The 15,496-nt window shown below is 71.5% G+C and carries 18 protein-coding genes; 2 read left to right on the forward strand and 16 right to left on the reverse strand.

Features of this window, described 5'->3' with window-relative positions; translation table 11 throughout:
• The first annotated feature begins 16 nt into the window (after positions 1–16).
• Positions 17–1,159, forward strand: coding sequence for a sulfite oxidase (locus AB0C19_RS27995; RefSeq protein WP_357190104.1), 1,143 nt, complete (start codon positions 17–19; stop codon positions 1,157–1,159).
• A 62-nt stretch (positions 1,160–1,221) separates the two neighbouring features.
• On the opposite strand, the gene AB0C19_RS28000 is transcribed toward AB0C19_RS27995, so the two are convergent.
• From AB0C19_RS28000 to proS, 12 genes are all read right to left on the reverse strand, one after another.
• Positions 1,222–1,545 carry a DUF2469 domain-containing protein gene (locus tag AB0C19_RS28000; protein ID WP_007075222.1) on the reverse strand — a complete coding sequence of 108 codons (324 nt, stop codon included), beginning with the start codon at positions 1,543–1,545 and terminating at the stop codon, positions 1,222–1,224.
• Positions 1,542–2,354: a ribonuclease HII gene (locus AB0C19_RS28005; RefSeq protein WP_357190106.1), complete on the reverse strand. Its 813-nt coding sequence runs from the start codon at positions 2,352–2,354 to the stop codon at positions 1,542–1,544. The genes AB0C19_RS28000 and AB0C19_RS28005 overlap by 4 nt, the downstream gene beginning before the upstream one ends.
• Entirely contained in the window at positions 2,348–2,833 is a 486-nt protein-coding gene (locus AB0C19_RS28010; RefSeq protein WP_357190108.1) for an NUDIX domain-containing protein, read from the reverse strand. The genes AB0C19_RS28005 and AB0C19_RS28010 overlap by 7 nt, the downstream gene beginning before the upstream one ends.
• Positions 2,834–2,880: 47 nt before the next feature.
• Positions 2,881–3,516, reverse strand: coding sequence for a signal peptidase I (lepB, locus tag AB0C19_RS28015; protein WP_238686885.1), 636 nt, complete (start codon positions 3,514–3,516; stop codon positions 2,881–2,883).
• Between the two features lie 10 nt (positions 3,517–3,526).
• The gene (lepB, locus tag AB0C19_RS28020) at positions 3,527–4,396 is read right to left on the reverse strand and encodes a signal peptidase I (protein WP_357190110.1); all 870 of its coding nucleotides are present in this window, start codon (positions 4,394–4,396) and stop codon (positions 3,527–3,529) included.
• A 183-nt stretch (positions 4,397–4,579) separates the two neighbouring features.
• A complete protein-coding gene (gene rplS / locus AB0C19_RS28025; protein WP_030335223.1) occupies positions 4,580–4,936 on the reverse strand; it encodes a 50S ribosomal protein L19 in 357 nt (118 codons plus the stop codon).
• 144 nt (positions 4,937–5,080) lie between these two features.
• Positions 5,081–5,854 (reverse strand): tRNA (guanosine(37)-N1)-methyltransferase TrmD, encoded by a 774-nt coding sequence (gene trmD / locus AB0C19_RS28030; protein WP_124817732.1) that lies wholly within the window; start codon positions 5,852–5,854, stop codon positions 5,081–5,083.
• 11 nt (positions 5,855–5,865) lie between these two features.
• Entirely contained in the window at positions 5,866–6,420 is a 555-nt protein-coding gene (rimM, locus tag AB0C19_RS28035) for a ribosome maturation factor RimM (protein ID WP_357190112.1), read from the reverse strand.
• A complete protein-coding gene (locus tag AB0C19_RS28040) occupies positions 6,420–6,680 on the reverse strand; it encodes an RNA-binding protein (RefSeq protein WP_186718042.1) in 261 nt (86 codons plus the stop codon). Before AB0C19_RS28040 ends, rimM begins: the two co-directional genes overlap by 1 nt.
• The gene (gene rpsP, locus AB0C19_RS28045; RefSeq protein WP_091400275.1) at positions 6,655–7,155 is read right to left on the reverse strand and encodes a 30S ribosomal protein S16; all 501 of its coding nucleotides are present in this window, start codon (positions 7,153–7,155) and stop codon (positions 6,655–6,657) included. Before rpsP ends, AB0C19_RS28040 begins: the two co-directional genes overlap by 26 nt.
• Positions 7,156–7,384: 229 nt before the next feature.
• A complete protein-coding gene (locus AB0C19_RS28050) occupies positions 7,385–8,005 on the reverse strand; it encodes a DUF402 domain-containing protein (protein WP_266303420.1) in 621 nt (206 codons plus the stop codon).
• A 49-nt stretch (positions 8,006–8,054) separates the two neighbouring features.
• Positions 8,055–9,461 carry a proline--tRNA ligase gene (gene proS, locus AB0C19_RS28055; RefSeq protein ID WP_238686891.1) on the reverse strand — a complete coding sequence of 469 codons (1,407 nt, stop codon included), beginning with the start codon at positions 9,459–9,461 and terminating at the stop codon, positions 8,055–8,057.
• Between the two features lie 239 nt (positions 9,462–9,700).
• Here proS and AB0C19_RS28060 point away from each other — a divergent pair, with 239 nt between their 5' ends.
• Positions 9,701–10,297 (forward strand): TetR family transcriptional regulator, encoded by a 597-nt coding sequence (locus AB0C19_RS28060; protein WP_357190115.1) that lies wholly within the window; start codon positions 9,701–9,703, stop codon positions 10,295–10,297.
• 353 nt (positions 10,298–10,650) lie between these two features.
• Here the strand turns inward: AB0C19_RS28060 and AB0C19_RS28065 are convergent, their stop codons facing one another.
• From AB0C19_RS28065 to AB0C19_RS28080, 4 genes are all read right to left on the reverse strand, one after another.
• On the reverse strand, positions 10,651–11,730 hold the full coding sequence (locus AB0C19_RS28065; RefSeq protein WP_357190117.1) for an amidohydrolase family protein: 1,080 nt from the start codon (positions 11,728–11,730) through the stop codon (positions 10,651–10,653).
• Positions 11,731–11,795: 65 nt separating this feature from the next.
• Positions 11,796–13,355 (reverse strand): signal recognition particle protein, encoded by a 1,560-nt coding sequence (gene ffh, locus AB0C19_RS28070; RefSeq protein WP_238681251.1) that lies wholly within the window; start codon positions 13,353–13,355, stop codon positions 11,796–11,798.
• A gap of 114 nt (positions 13,356–13,469) precedes the next feature.
• Positions 13,470–14,126 carry a response regulator transcription factor gene (locus tag AB0C19_RS28075; RefSeq protein WP_357190120.1) on the reverse strand — a complete coding sequence of 219 codons (657 nt, stop codon included), beginning with the start codon at positions 14,124–14,126 and terminating at the stop codon, positions 13,470–13,472.
• Positions 14,123–15,286: a sensor histidine kinase gene (locus AB0C19_RS28080; RefSeq protein WP_357190122.1), complete on the reverse strand. Its 1,164-nt coding sequence runs from the start codon at positions 15,284–15,286 to the stop codon at positions 14,123–14,125. Before AB0C19_RS28080 ends, AB0C19_RS28075 begins: the two co-directional genes overlap by 4 nt.
• Positions 15,287–15,496: the final 210 nt, after the last annotated feature.

The raw sequence follows: 15,496 nt of genomic DNA on the forward strand, positions 1-15,496 counted from the left end.
GTACCGGGGAGGCCGCATGACCACTCTCGATGACCGGACGTCGTCCCCCACCGGGCCCACCGTGGCCGACGTGAGCGGCCCGTCCCGGCTCGCGGAGCCGGACGAGACGATCGGCGCCGAGGAGTTGCAGCTAGCGGCCCGCAATCACGGCATCCCGTTGGAGGCGCTGCGCTACGACGTCACCCCGGCCGGGTTGCACTACCTGCTGATCCACTACGACATCCCGGAGCTCGACCCGGCGGCGCACACGCTGACCATCGGCGGTGCGGTGGACCGTGCGTTGACGCTCACCCTCGCCGAACTGCGGGAGCGGCCCCGCGTCACCCGGCAGGTGACACTGGAGTGCGCCGGCAACGGGCGGGCCCTGCTGCACCCCCGGCCGGTCAGCCAGCCCTGGCTCGTCGAGGCGGTCGGTAACGCCGAGTGGACCGGCACCCCCCTCGCTCCGCTGCTGCGCGAGGCGGGCGTCGACCCGGACGCGGTGGACGTGGTCTTCACGGGCGCCGATCACGGTGTGGAGCGTGGGATCGAGCAGGACTACCAGCGGGCGCTTCCGGTCGCCGACGCGCTGCGCGAGGAGGTGCTGCTGGCGTACGAGATGAACGGCGCTCCCCTGCTGCCGCAGCACGGCGCGCCGCTGCGGCTGATCGTGCCGGGCTGGTACGGCATGGCGCACGTGAAGTGGGTCCACTCGATAGAGCTGCGGACCGAGCCGTTCGAGGGGTACCAGAACGCGGTGGCCTACCGGGTACGCCGCGACGCGGACGACAGGGGCGTGCCGGTGACCCGGATCGAGCCGCGGGCGCTGGTCCGTCCGCCCGGCTTCCCGGACTTCATGTCCCGTCGCCGGGTGCTGCGACAGGGCCCGTGCACGCTGGATGGTCGGGCCTGGTCGGGGCACGCCCCGGTGGTCGCCGTGGAGGTGACCACCGACGGCGGGCAGAGCTGGGCGCCAGCCGAGCTGGACCCGACGGACGCGGGGGACTTCGCCTGGCGGCGCTGGCGGCACGAGTGGGTCGCCACCCCCGGCCGGTACGTGCTCGGCGCGCGGGCGACCGACGCGTCCGGGCGGACCCAGCCGGTCGAGCAACAGTGGAATCGTGGCGGCTTCGCCAACAACATGGTGCAGCGGGTCGAGGTCGTGGTGCCGGCCGAGTGATCGGCGGTGGTGTCACGCCACGGGTGGGGGGCCCGTGGCACGGCCCGGCGGCTCGGGTGCGCTCAGCCGCCGAAGCCGGAGTCGGCGGGCAGTGAGATGTCGGGCTTCTCCAGCTCCTCGACGTTGACGTCCTTGAAGGTCATCACCCGGACGTTCTTCACGAAGCGGGCAGGACGGTACATGTCCCACACCCAGGCGTCGTGCATCTCGACCTCGAAGTAGACCTCGCCGTCGGAGTTACGCACGTGCAGGTCGACCTGGTTGGCCAGGTAGAACCGACGCTCCGTCTCCACCACGTAGGAGAATTGGCGGACAATGTCGCGGTACTCCCGGTAGAGCTGCAGCTCCATCTCGGTCTCGTACTTCTCGAGATCTTCCGCGCTCATCGCACTCCGCCTTCCATGGCCACATCTTCCCCCACCGGCGTCGGAGGCCGAGGCTGCTCGCCCAACGCCACGCCGACGGTACCCCCTGACGCCCACGAGCGCTCCATCGGCTCAACCGGGCCGTGGCTGCCGGGCCGTCGGGCGCGCGGCGGCCGGCCGTCGCGGCCGGAGACCGCGGCGACATTGACGTACGAGAACCGGTGCTCCCGGCACGGCCCGTGCTCCCGCAGCGTCGCCGAGTGCTCCGGGGTGATGTAGCCCTTGTGCTCGGCGAAGCCGTACGCCGGGAACACCGCGTCCAACTCCACCATGAGCCGGTCCCGGGTGACCTTGGCCAGCACACTGGCCGCCGCCACACACGCGGCCACCCGGTCGCCCTTCCACACCGCCAACCCGGGCACACCCAGGCCGTCCACGCCGAACCCGTCGGTCAGCACGTACTCCGGGCGGGTGGTGAGCGAGGCGAGCGCCCGGCGCATCGCGGCCAGGTTGCACACGTGCAGACCCCGGGCGTCGACCTCCTCGGCCGGAATGACCACCACGGCGTACGCGAGCGCGCGGTCCACGACCTCCGCGTACACCCGTTCCCGGCTGGCCGGGGTGAGCAGCTTCGAGTCGGCCAGCCCGTCGATCTCGCCGCGCCGCCCCTCGGGCAGCACCGCCGCGGCGGCGACCAGCGGACCGGCGCACGCCCCCCGGCCCGCCTCGTCGGCGCCGGCGACGTGCCGGAAGCCGCGCCGCTGCAACGCCCGCTCCAGGGCGTACAGGCCGGCCTCGCGGCGCACCACTGTGCGCGGCGGGGTCAGCACGATGCCTCGTCCTGGCCGGCGGTGGTCGACTGCCCCAGCCGGGTCAGCAGGGCGGGCAGTTCGGGCGGGTAGAACCGGTCACCGCTGGCCGCCAGCTCGTCCGGAACCCACCAGCGGTGGTCGGCGATGCTGCGTCGCTCGATGTCGTTGAAGCCCGTGGTGTCCACCCGCCAGGAGTCCACCCGGAAGAGGAAGAAATCCTGCTCCTGGCGGTACCAGATGCCGTCGAAGGAGAAATCGGTCGCGTCGGACCAGACCGGCTCGCCCAGCTGGGCCGGGTCGAGCCGCAGGCCGGTCTCCTCGGCCAGCTCCCGAGCCGCGCCCGCCGCCGGGGACTCCGACGGATCGAGCCCGCCGCCAGGAGTGAACCAGTATCGGTGCCCGGGTCGGGCCGGGTCGAAGCCCTCGAACAGCAGGACCCGGCCGGCCGCGTCGACGAGCAGCACGCGGGCCGCGCGTCGAGGGGTGTAGACGGTCACCGCACCAGCCTGCCAGACCGACGGCGGATCGCCCACGCCCCGTCGGCCTACGGCTTGGGAATGCCGTCGAACCCGTCGGGCACCGTCAGCCAGGTGGCCCGGTTGACCGGCCAGAAGACTGTGAACGCCCGCCCGACCACGTCGTCCTCGGGGATGGTGGCCTCGGTGATGTTCTGCCCGGACTGCTGCCAGTGCTCCAGTGAGTCGCCGGAGGCCGACCGGTGGTCGCCCATCACCCACAGCCGGCCCTCCGGCACTGTGATGTCGAACTCCTGGTCGGCGGCCTTGTCGCGAATCCCGTCCATCGAGAAGATGTACGGCTCGTCCAGCGACTTGCCGTTGATCATCAGCCGTTCCTCGGGGTCGCAGCAGACCACGTGGTCGCCGGGGATGCCGATCACCCGCTTGATGAAGTCCTCACCGTCGGGGTTGCCGCTCCACGCGGTCGGAGCCTTGAACACGATCACCTCACCGCGGTGCGGTGACCGGAAGTCGTAGACCAGCTTGTTGACCAGCACCCGGTCATCGATCTTGAGAGTGTTTTCCATGGACGGGGAGGGGATGAAGAAGGTCTGCAGCACGAAGGCGCGGACCAGCACCGCGACCAGGATCGCCACACCCAGCAGGATCGGCAGCTCCTTCCAGAAGGAGCTGCGCGGCTTGTCGGTCTGCTCGTCAATCACGCAAAGGAGCCTACGTTGCCCGGCTGGACGGCACCGTCCGGAACGCGCGGGAACCACGTAGCGCGGCTGCCAACGGAAGCATCAGCAGCACACCGCCCTGCGGAGTCGGTCGCGCCGGAGTCGCACCGGGGGACGCCGTGGCCGGCCCGGAGACGTCCTCGAACGTGGACGGCACCGACAGCGCGCTCCACCGCGACGACGGCCAGACCACCATGAAGGCCCGGCCGACGACGTTGTCGATCGGCACCGGCCCCTGGCAGCGCGCGTCCTGGGAGATCTCACGGTGGTCACCCATCACGAAGATCTGACCGGGCGGCACGACGACCTCGTCGAAGCGCCGGGAGCGACACTCCGCCGGGTTGGGTGGCAGGTCCAGGGGTGAGTCCCGCAGGACGTACGGCTCGTTGAGCGGGATGCCGTTGACTGTCACCCGGCCCTGACTGTCGCAGCACTTGACCCGGTCACCGGGGAGACCGATCACCCGCTTGATGAAGTCCTTCTCACCGGGGCGGCTCACCCCGACCAGGTCGCCGATGGTGCGCGCGAGCCGCCCGGCGACGCCGGGCTTCGGCTGCTCGTCGACCTGCGGCGCCCAGCGGTCAGTGCCCCGGAAGACCACCACCTCGCCGCGCAGCGGGTCACGAACGTCGTAGACGACCTTGTTGACCAGCACCCGGTCATCGACGAGGAGAGTGTCCTCCATCGAGCCGGACGGAATGAAGAACGCCTGGAGCAGGAAGGTGCGAATCAGCACCGCGAGGCAGAACGCGACCACCAGCAGCAGCGGCAACTCCTGCCAGAGAGGCATCTGCCGGCGGGTGCGGCGAGCCCGTCGGCGCCACGGATCGACGGTGCCGTCCTCGTCAAGCGTCTGCACCACGCCACTCCCCGGTCCGCAGAAAACACCACCGCCCGGGAGCCTCGTCGAGGCTCCACGGGCGGTAGTGGACAACTACCCGCCACCTGGGCGGGATCGCCGCCTCGCTGCGCCCGTACCGACCAGGGTAGTGCGCTCTGGTCGGTACGGCATACGCGCAGGTCGGGCGGCGTGGCGAGCGGGAAGTCAGCTGGGCTGCTTCTCCCGCTTCTCCTTGATCTTGGCCTTCTTGCCGCGCAGCTCGCGCAGGTAGTAGAGCTTGGCGCGACGCACGTCACCGCGGGTCACGACCTCGATCCGGTCGATGCCCGGGCCGTTGAGCGGGTAGGTCCGCTCGACGCCGACACCGAAGCTGACCTTGCGGACCGAGAAGGTCTCGCGCAGACCGTCACCCTGGCGGCGGATCACGACGCCCTGGAAGATCTGGACACGGGACCGGTTGCCCTCGACGACGCGGGCGTGCACCTTGACGGTGTCACCGGCCCGGAAGTCGGGAAGGTCGGTCCGCTTCGACTGGGCGTCAAGGGCGTCCAGGATGTTCATCGCTGCGTCCTCGTAAGGCTCACGGCGCACCGTCACTCGGTGCGCGGGTGGGTGATTCTGATTCCCGGGTGGTGATCGGCGAACCGATCCCCGGTCGGGGATCCTCGCAGCCGACCGCGGGCGCGGACGGATGCGGCAACCCCCCTACTTTGCCACATCCCCCGGTGGAGGTTGAAATCCGGCCTGGTCGAGGGCCGCGATGTCCCGTTTGTCGAGCCGATCGGCCGGCAGCGCGGCCAGCAGGTCCGGACGGCGGGCCGCTGTCCGCAGCAGACCCTCCTCGCGCCGCCAGCGGGCGATCTTGCCGTGGTCACCGGAGCGGAGCACCTCCGGCACGTCGTGCCCGCGCCAACTCGGCGGCTTGGTGTAGATCGGCGCCTCCAGCAGCCCGTGCGCGTGCGACTCCTCGTCCAACGAGCCCGCGTTGCCCAGCACCCCCGGCAGCAGCCGGGTGACCGCCTCCAGCATCACCAGGACCGCGACCTCGCCGCCGAAGAGCACGTAGTCACCGAGCGACACCTCGGTGACCGGCATCCGGGTGGCGGCGTGCGCCAGGACCCGCTGGTCGATCCCCTCGTAGCGGCCGCAGGCGAAGAGGAGATGCGACTCGGCCGCCAACTCGTACGCCATGGCCTGGGTGAAGGGGGCACCGGCAGGCGACGGCACCAGCAGCCTTGGCGGCGGGGCGTCGACAGGCGCGAGGGCGTCCAGTGCCTCACCCCACGGCTCGGGGCGCATCACCATTCCCGGCCCGCCACCGTAGGGGGTGTCGTCGACGGTGCGGTGCACGTCGTGGGTCCAGGTCCGCAGGTCGTGCACGGCGAGCTGGAGTACGCCGTTGGCCCGCGCCCGCCCGATCAGCGACAGGTCCAGCGGGGCGAAGTACTCCGGAAAGATCGACACGACGTCGACGCGCATGCGGGCTGGTCCTAAAGGTCGAGCAGTCCGGCTGGCGGGTCGACGATCACACGTCCGCCGGCCAGGTCGACCTCCGGAACGATCGCCCGGACGAACGGGATCAACGCGGTACGCCCCTCGGGGCGCCGCAGCACCAGCAGGTCGGACGAGGGCGCGTGGTCGATGCGGGCGACCTCGCCCAGGCGTTCGCCGGCCGGGGTCACCACGGCCAACCCGACCAACTGGTGGTCGTGGAACTCCTCCGGGTCGTCCGGTGGGGTCACGTCGGCGCTGTCCACCACGAGCAGCGTCCCGCGCAGAGCCTCGGCGGTGTTGCGGTCCGGGATGCCCTCGAACGCGATCAGCACCCGGCCCTGGTGGAAGCGGGCTTCCTCGATGGTCAGCTCCGCGGGAACCCGGAACGGCACCCCGGGCTCATCGCTGGCTGGAGGGGGTGTCGCCCCCGGCTCAGTGCGCAGCACTGTGCCGGGGGCGAACCGTGCCTCGGGCTCGTCGGTCCGCACTTCCACGGTGACCTCACCGCGGACACCGTGCGGCTTGCCGATCCTGCCGACGACGAGCTGCATCAGTACGAGTCGACGATGTCGACGCGAACCCCGCGCCCGCCGATGGAGCCGATCACCTGGCGCAGCGCCTTGGCGGTCCGGCCGGACCGCCCGATCACAGTGCCGAGGTCCTCGGGGTGCACGCGGACTTCGAGCCGCTTGCCCCGACGGGAATCGACAAGCCGCACCCGGACGTCGTCCGGGTGGTCGACGATGCCCTTGACCAGGTGCTCCAACGCCGGACGCAGTGGCATGTCAGGCCTGCTCACCGGCGTCGGCAGCGGCCGGCGCCTCGGCCGGAGCCTCGGTCTTCGGAGCCTCGGCAGCCGGAGCCTCAGCGGGAGCCTCGGTCTTCGGAGCCTCGGCAGCCTTGGCGGCCTTCTTGGCCGGCTTGGCCGGGGTCTCCGGGGCGAGCCCGGCGGCGGCCTTCGCCTCAGCCTCGTACGTCGCCTTGCGGTCGGCCCGCTCGGGGGCGACCAGGAGCGGCGGCGGGGCCGGCAGGCCCTTGTACTTCTGCCAGTCACCGGTCAGCTCGAGCAGCCGCTGCACCGCCTCGCTCGGCTGAGCGCCGACGGACAGCCAGTACTGGACCCGCTCCGACTTGACCTCGATGATCGAGGGGTCTTCCTTGGGCTGGTAAATCCCGACGAACTCGATCGCCCGACCGTCACGCTTGGTGCGGGAGTCGGCGATGACGATGCGGTACTGCGGGTTGCGGATCTTGCCCATCCGCAGGAGCCGGATCTTTACGGCCACAGTTGTTTCGCTCCTGTTGCGATCTCACCGGCCCAGGCGGGCGGTGTGCATGGGTGAGCGCCGACCGGACCCGTGGGGTTGGGCCGGAGACTACTCGGTGGACTGGCGACGTGCCCGGGTTAGAGGGCGCCGGACGCGCGCCGGATACCAGCGACCCATTCTGCCAGATCCGCTGCCGATCGCACGCATCGGACCCGTACACCGCATTGTCGGTGACCTGGAACACCGCTCAACGCACCGGCGGACGGTCCCATCCCGGCGGAAGCTTGTCCGGTACGCCCCACTCTGGTGGGGGTGTGAAGTCACACCAGGTGCCGTCGAACGGGAACTCGCCGGCCTCGGCGAGCGCGATCACCCGCTCCCCCTCGGCGCGGACCGCCTTCTCGTCGGTCACCCAGTAGTCGGCCCCGAAGGCGAGCCGCTCGACGAACTCGCCCTCGTCCTTCCACTCCCAGCTGCGGTCCGGCCACACCACCACGTCCAGGTCCTGGTCCACCACGTCGACGCCGGCCACCGAGCCGTCGTCCCAGCGGACACCGGGCTCCTCGAGGTTCACGTACCAGTGGGCGAAGCGGCCCTGGGCGTCCCGGAACCACCAGACGGAGTGTGCCGCCCCCGTGGGCAGGAACTTCAACAGCGGCGGGCCGTTCCAACGTCCCTCCGCCAACCGGTACGTCGACGAGATCCACTCGGCGAACGGCATCGCCCGCATCCCCAACCCGGCCTCGGTCACCTCGTGGGCCACCGGCGAGTCCCGCGCGATCCAGACCAGCAACCCTCGATCGTCGTCGCTGACCACGCGGGCCGGCCGGACCCACCCGATCCGGCCGTGCCGCACGTTCCGATGCATGATCAGCCGACCCGGCGCGAACCGGTCGACGGGGTTGCCCGGCCGCACCTCAGTAGGCGCGGGCGAGGATGGCGACGAGATCCGGCTCGTCCTCCGAGTCCGGTACCGAACCGTCGGCGCGCAACAGGCAGCGCACAGTGACGCCCTGGCCGTTCGCCTCCGCCTCACCGGCGACGCCGATCGCCGACCACGGCACCCGCGCCCAGCCGGTCGCGGCGGCCTCGATCGCCTCGGCCAGGGTGGCCACCTCCACCGTGCGGGACTCGCGGTTGGCCAGCGCCTGGTCGTGCAGCACCTGCTGGTCGGTCTCCAGTGCGGCCAGCACCGCGGTGACCACGTCCGCCACCGGCGTCGGGGTCTTCGAGCCGTCGGTCCGACGCACCACCGTCGCGTTGCCCACGGCCAGGTCACGGGGGCCGACCTCGACGCGTACCGGATAGCCGCGCAGCTCGGCGTCGACGGCCCGACGGCCGAACGGGGTGTCGGTCCGGTCGTCGAGCGCGACCCGGACACCGGCGTCGCGCAGGCCGTCGCGCAGCTTGGCCGCCGCCTCGCCGACGCCGTCGCCGTCCTTGACGATCATGACGTACGCCTGGATCGGCGCGAGCCGCGGCGGCACGCGCAGACCGTTGTCGTCGCCGTGCGCCATGATCAGGCCACCGAGCATCCGCGTGGACGTGCCCCAGGAGGTCGTCCAGGCGTGCTCCCGGCCGCCCTCCTTGGAGGAGTAGCTGATGTCGAACGCCTTGGCGAAGTTCTGGCCCAGCTCGTGGCTGGTGCCCAGCTGCAACGCCTTGCCGTCGCCCATCATGCCTTCGCAGGTGTACGTGGCCGTCGCCCCGGCGAAGCGCTCGCGCGTCGTCTTGAGGCCGACCACCACCGGAATGCCGATCACGTTGACCATCAGGTCCTCGTACGCCTCGTGCAGGATCCGCCGCGCGTACACCCGGGCGTCCTCACGGGTGGCGTGCGCGGTGTGCCCCTCCTGCCAGAGGAACTCGCTGGTACGCAGGAAGATCCGCGGACGAAGCTCCCACCGGACCACGTTCGCCCACTGGTTGAGCAGCAGCGGCAGGTCCCGGTACGAGTCGATCCACTTGGCCATGAACTCGCCGATGACCGTCTCGCTGGTCGGACGCACCACCACCGGCTCGGCCAGGGGCTTGCCACCACCGTGGGTGACGACTGCCAGCTCCGGCGAGAAGCCCTCGACGTGCTGCGCCTCGCGCTTGAGGTAGCTCTCGGGGATGAACAACGGGAAGTACGCGTTCTCCGCACCCGCCGCCTTGATCCGAGCGTCCATCTCAGCCTGCATACGCTCCCAGATCGCGTAGGCGGCCGGTCGGATGACCATGGTGCCGCGAACCGGGCCGTTGTCGGCCAGCTTCGCCTTGGCGATCAGGTCCTGGTACCAGCGGGGGAAATCCTCCGCACGGGGAGTGAGCACGCGTGCCATGACCGCACATCCTATGCGCCGCTCGTCAGGGCGGTGCGCTCGGGCGCGGCATCGTCGGCATCCGCCGTCAAGACCTTCCTCGATCGGCACGCCGGAGCGGCTCCCGCCCCCGAGCCCGAGGCCCCCGATGTGGCACACCTGGCCGCAAGCCGGGCGCGCTGGGTGGCCCGACACCGGCAGTCGACCAGCCCGATCGCCGACCGGTTCGGGCCGACACACCGGCCTACACTTCGACCACCATGATCGAGCAGAGGGACCCCACCCCGGTACGGACCGGCATCGTCGACGCCGCCCGCGCGCTGACAGTCGCGACCGGGTGGGACGGCGTCCGGATGGGTGCCGTCGCGAACGCCGCCGGGGTGAGCCGACAGACCGTCTACAACGAGTTCGGCAGCAAGGCAGGGCTGGCCGAGGCGCTCGCCCGTGCCGAGGTGGACCGGTTCGTCGGCGCCGTCCGGGCCGCTCTGCTCGCCCACGGCACCGACGTACGGGCCGGCGCGTACGCGGCTATCGCGCACACCCTCACCACGGCGGCGGAAAACCCGCTGATCAAGGCGATCCTGACCAGCGCCCGGGGCGGCTCGGACGAGCTACTGCCGTACCTCACCACCCGGGCCGAGGTGGTGCTCACCGAGGCCTCCGGCGCTCTGATCGACTGGGCCGGCGACCACCTGCCCGGAGCGGACAGAGCCGCGCTGGCCTTCGCCGCCGACACCATCGTCCGCCTGGTGGTCAGCCACATCGTGCTCCCCGGCGAACCGATCGAGCAGACCGCCACGGCCCTCGCCGACCTTGCCGTACACCTCTTCACCGCCGCCGCCCGCCCAGCCCCCTGAACCAGCCCCCTGACCCCCCGCACCCCGCACCCCGCACCCCGCACCCCGCACCCCGCACCCCGCACCCCGCACCAAGATCCGAGCAACTTCCCTGATGTTGCTGCCTCAGGCGCGCGGGAGGCAGCAACATCCCCGATGTCGCGCGGGTTCTTACCCCGCCGAGCACCAAGATCACGCTCGATCCTGGATGTAGGGGCCTCGGCGTTCGGCGGATGCCACCACAACCTGGATCGAGCACGATCTTGCGCCGATCCGCGCGCGGGCACGGATCGGCACGACAGGGGCCCGACGCGCACGGTCCGCACGATCCGGCTCGGCCGGCGCCACACGGGGCGGCGGGGTGCCTGCGGGGATTAGCGGATAACGCGGCCGCGGAGGATCGTGCGGGACGGGGCGCGGACGACGCGCAGGTCACTACGGGGGTCTTCGGGGTAGACGGTCAGGTCGGCAAGGCCGCCTTCGACCAGGCCGGCGAAGCCGAGCCACGCGCGGGCGCCCCAGGAGGCGGCGGCGAGTACGTCGATGGGTGCCATGCCGGCCCGTTCGTGCAGCAGCAGCATCTCCTCGGCCGCCAGCCCGTGATCGATGCCGCCGCCGGCGTCGGTACCCACGTAGATCGGCACCCCAGCCTCGTACGCGGCACGCACCACCTCGGGAAAGCCGTCGCGCAGCGCGAGCATGTGGTCGGCGTACCCGGGGAACTTGCCCCGCGCCTGCTCGGCGATGCCCTCGAAGGTGGCGATGTTGATCATCGTGGGAACCAGTGCGGTGCCCTGGCGGGCCATCTCGTCGATCAGGTCGAGGCTGAGCCCGGTGCCGTGCTCCACCGAGTCCACCCCGGCCCGCACCATGATCTCGACGGCCGATTCGGAGAACGTGTGCACCGCGGCGCGTACCCCGGCGTCGTGCGCCGCCCGCACGGCGGCGGTGAGGGTGTCCGCGTCCCAGGCCGGCGCCAGGTCACCGACGCCCCGGTCGATCCAGTCGCCGACCAGCTTGACCCAGCCGTTGCCGGCCCGCGCCTGCGCGGCCACAGTGGCGGCGACCTCGGTCGCGTCGACCTCCACGCCGATGTCGCGCAGGTAGCGCTTCGGCGGGGCGACATGTTGGCCCGCGCGGGCCAGTCGCGGCAGGCCCGGCTCGTCGTCCAGTTCGGGGTAGGGGTACGGCGAGCCGGCGTCCCGGATCGCCAGCACTCCGGCGTCCCGGTCGACGTGGGCCAGTGCGCGGGCCTGGTCGAGCGAGGTGATCGGGGCGCCACCTCGGGCGATGCCGATGTGGCAGTGCGCGTCGACCAGCCCGGGCAGCACGAAACCGCCGTCGACGACGGTCTCCGCACCGGGCACCGGGGTGAAGGTCACCCGGTCGCCGACCAGCCAGAGATCCCGTACCTCGTCGTCGGGAAGCAGCACGCCGCGCACATGAAGAGCCATGGGCACAGTCCTACCCGATCACTCCCCGTCGGGGGCGAGCAGGTCGTCCTCGACCCGCACAGAGGTCAGCGGGGACGGTTGTCGCCACCCTTGCCGAGCTTGTTGAAGTCGATCTTCGGGAGCTTGAAGCCGGGCGGCAGGCCCTGGCCGCCAGCGAGGTCGTTCGGGTCCATCCCCGGCGGGAGCTGCGGCATGCCACCCGGGAAGCCGGCGGGCATCCCGGCGCCGGCGCCGGTACGCGGACGACCGCCGCCCTTGGTGCCCTTGCGCTTGTTCTTCGGCGACTTGGTCGCCTTGCGGCGGCCACCGCCGGGCAGGCCCATCATGCCGCCCATCTGCTTCATCATCTTCTGCGCGTCGGCGAAGCGGTTGAGCAGCTGGTTGACGTCCATCACGGTGACCCCGGAGCCGTTGGCGATGCGCGCCCGGCGGGAACCGTTGATGATCTTCGGGTTGGTCCGCTCGCCCGGGGTCATCGACCGGATGATCGCGGTGACCCGGTCGAAGTGGCTGTCGTCCAGCTCGGCGAGCTGGTCCTTCATCTGCCCCATGCCGGGCATCATGGCCAGCACGTTGGCGATCGGGCCCATCCGCCGCACCGCGATGAGCTGGTCGAGGAAGTCGTCAAGGGTGAACTGCTCACCGCCCATCAGCTTGGCGGTCATCTTCTCCTTCTGATCGGAGTCGAAGGCCTGCTCGGCCTGCTCGATCAGAGTGAGGACGTCGCCCATGCCGAGGATCCGGCTGGCCATCCGGTCGGGGTGGAAGACGTCGAAGTCCTCCAGCTTCTCACCGGTGGAGGCGAACAGGATCGGCTGCCCGGTGACCTCGCGGACCGACAGCGCTGCACCACCACGGGCGTCGCCGTCGAGCTTGGAGAGCACCACACCGGTGATGCCGACGCCGTCGCGGAACGCCTCGGCCGTGCGGACGGCGTCCTGACCGACCATCGCGTCGATGACGAAGATGACCTCGTCCGGCGAGACGGCGTCGCGGATGTCGGCGGCCTGCTGCATCATCTCGGCGTCGATGCCGAGCCGGCCGGCGGTGTCGACGATGACGATGTCGCGGGCGGCGCGCTTCGCGTGCTCGATCGACGCGCGGGCCACCTGCACCGGGTCACCGGTGCCGTTGCCGGGCTCCGGGGCGTACACCTCGACACCGGCCCGGCCACCGAGCACCTGGAGCTGCCCGACGGCGTTGGGGCGCTGGAGGTCGGCGGCGACGAGCAGCGGCTGGTGCCCCTGACCCTTGAGCCAGCGGGCCAGCTTGCCGGCGAGGGTCGTCTTACCGGAACCCTGGAGGCCGGCCAGCATGATCACCGTCGGCGGCTGCTTGGCGAACTGGAGCCGCCGCCCCTCGCCGCCGAGCACCTTGATCAGCTCTTCGTTGACGATCTTGATGATCTGCTGGGCCGGGTTCAGCGCCTGGGAGACCTCGGAGCTGCGGGCCCGCTCCTTGACGGCCGCGATGAAGCCCTTGACCACCGGCAGCGCGACGTCCGCCTCCAGCAGCGCGAGGCGGATCTCGCGCGCGGTGGCGTCGATGTCGGCGTCGGTGAGCCGCCCCTTGCCGCGGAGCTTGGTGAAGATCCCGGACAGGCGGTCACTCAAGGTGTCAAACACGCGAACATCCCGTTTGTCAGTGTTCCGGCGGGCACAACGCGGCCGGCACTGCGGAGTCCGGCCACCGCTAGGGTAACCGCCCGGCCGTAGGGCCGCTGTCGCCCGGCCCGGGCCTCACCCCGACACCAACCCCGACTGGTACGCGAACACGACGAGCTGGGCCCGATCCCGGGCTCCCAGCTTGCCCATCGCCCGGCTGACGTGGGTCCGCGCGGTTGCCGGGCTGACCACCAACTGTGCGGCGATCTCCTCGTTGTTGAGGCCCTCACCGACCAGGCCGACCACCTGACGCTCCCGATCGGTGAGCGCGTCCAGCCGGGGGTGCGGACGTAGCACCCGGGACGGCCGGGTGGCGAACTCCCGCACCACCCGCCGGGTCACCGACGGCGACAGCAGCGCCTCCCCCTCGGCGACGAGCCGGATCGCGCGCAGCAGCTCGGCCGGCCTGGTGTCCTTGGTGAGGAACCCGCTCGCACCGTGGCGCAGCGCGTCGAAGACGTACTCGTCCAGCTCGAAGGTGGTGAGCACCACCACGCGGGTACCGGTCAGATCGGGGTCGGCGACGATACGGCGGGTCGCCTCGATGCCGTCGATGCCGGGCATCCGGATGTCCATCAGCACCACGTCCGGCCGTTCCCGACGGGCCAACTCGACAGCCCGCAGACCGTCGGACGCCTCGCCGGCCAGCGCCAGGTCGTCCTCGCTCTCCACCAGCGCGCGCAGCCCGAGCCGGACCAGGTCCTGGTCGTCGGCGATCAGCACCCGGATCACGTCGCCGGCTCCACGGGCAGCCCCGCGTACACCCGGAACCCGCCCCCGGCGCGCGGCCCGGTGGTCAACCGCCCGCCCAGCGCCGCGACCCGCTCGCGCATCCCGGCCAGACCGTGGCCACCCTCGTCGTCGGCCGGAGCCGTCCCGGCGCGGCCGATACCCACCCCCCGGTCGGCGACCTCGACTGTCACCTCGTTGGCGCGGTAGTCCACTGTCACCTCCGCGCTCGCCACCCCCGCGTGACGCAGCACGTTGGTCAACGCCTCCTGCACCACCCGGTACGCGGCCAGGTCGACAGCGGCCGGTACCTCCCTGGGGTCCCCGACCACGCGCACCTCGACGGCGAGCCCCGCCCCGGCGAGCCGGTCGCGCAGCGCGGGGAGCCGGGCCAGGCCGGGCACCGGTTCGCGCTCGGCACCCCGCCGCACCGCGCCCAGGGTGACCCGCAACTCGTCCAGCGCCTCGCGGCTGGTCCGGCTGATCGCCGTCAAGGCCACCTCCGCCTGCTCCGGCCGCTTCGGCAGCAGGTGTAGGGCGATCTCCGCCTGCATGCTGATCGCGGCCAGCCCGTGCCCCACCACGTCGTGCACCTCCTGCGCGATGCGCAGCCGCTCCTCGTCGGCCTGTCGTCGCGCCTGCTCGACTCGGCTGCGAGCCTCTTCGGCACGGGTACGCGCTGTCGCCTCACGGCTCACCCGCACCACCACCCCCACCGAGAACGGTACGACCACCCAGGCCGACGCGGGCAGCACTCCCGTCCAACCCGGCGCGGGCCCCCGCCCGAAGAAGACGTGCGCCAACAACAGGACGAACGCACCACCGGTGGCGAGCGCCGCCGGTCGCACCGGCAGCCGCACGGCCACTGTGTAGACCGCGACCAGGAACGTGACCAGAATCGGCCCGTACGGGTAACCGATCAGCAGGTACGTCGAGGTGGCCACCGTGACCACTGCGAGGGCGGCGACCGGAGCACGCCGCCGGACCAGCAGGGCGAGGGCGGCGACGACGATCAGCACCCGACTGGCGGCGTCCACCGGCCTCGACCCCGGCTGGTTGTCCCCAGCCAGACCGGTGGCGAGCAACCCGAACGCGAGCAGCGCCACGGCCAGCGCGGCATCCGCCGCCACCTCCGGCCACCGCCACTGCCCGCCTCGTCGCATGGCCGTCATTCTGCCCGCGCAGGTGCCGCTCGACGTGCGCCCACGAGCGACACCGCCCCTACGCCCCCGGACGTACCCGCGCACCGGGCCTCCGATCGCGCCGCGTTGGCGGCGGGCACCCGCACGAGCGTGATGACACTCCCGACCGCAACCCGCAACGGCGGCGGACACCCTCACGAGCCTGATGACTGTGAGGCATCAAGATGACTG

The sequence above is a fragment of the Micromonospora sp. NPDC048842 genome (assembly GCF_040649935.1).
Lineage (GTDB): Bacteria > Actinomycetota > Actinomycetes > Mycobacteriales > Micromonosporaceae > Micromonospora > Micromonospora hortensis.

Bases quoted from the DNA above. Each gene is read 5' to 3' on its own strand.
- trmD (WP_124817732.1), bottom strand. From the start codon at position 5,854: ATGCGCGTCGACGTCGTGTCGATCTTTCCGGAGTACTTCGCCCCGCTG.
- AB0C19_RS27995 (WP_357190104.1), top strand. From the start codon at position 17: ATGACCACTCTCGATGACCGGACGTCGTCCCCCACCGGGCCCACCGTG.
- proS (WP_238686891.1), bottom strand. From the start codon at position 9,461: ATGGCACGCGTGCTCACTCCCCGTGCGGAGGATTTCCCCCGCTGGTAC.
- AB0C19_RS28065 (WP_357190117.1), bottom strand. From the start codon at position 11,730: ATGGCTCTTCATGTGCGCGGCGTGCTGCTTCCCGACGACGAGGTACGG.
- AB0C19_RS28060 (WP_357190115.1), top strand. From the start codon at position 9,701: ATGATCGAGCAGAGGGACCCCACCCCGGTACGGACCGGCATCGTCGAC.
- AB0C19_RS28050 (WP_266303420.1), bottom strand. From the start codon at position 8,005: ATGCATCGGAACGTGCGGCACGGCCGGATCGGGTGGGTCCGGCCGGCC.
- rplS (WP_030335223.1), bottom strand. From the start codon at position 4,936: ATGAACATCCTGGACGCCCTTGACGCCCAGTCGAAGCGGACCGACCTT.
- AB0C19_RS28080 (WP_357190122.1), bottom strand. From the start codon at position 15,286: ATGCGACGAGGCGGGCAGTGGCGGTGGCCGGAGGTGGCGGCGGATGCC.
- AB0C19_RS28000 (WP_007075222.1), bottom strand. From the start codon at position 1,545: ATGAGCGCGGAAGATCTCGAGAAGTACGAGACCGAGATGGAGCTGCAG.
- rimM (WP_357190112.1), bottom strand. From the start codon at position 6,420: ATGCAGCTCGTCGTCGGCAGGATCGGCAAGCCGCACGGTGTCCGCGGT.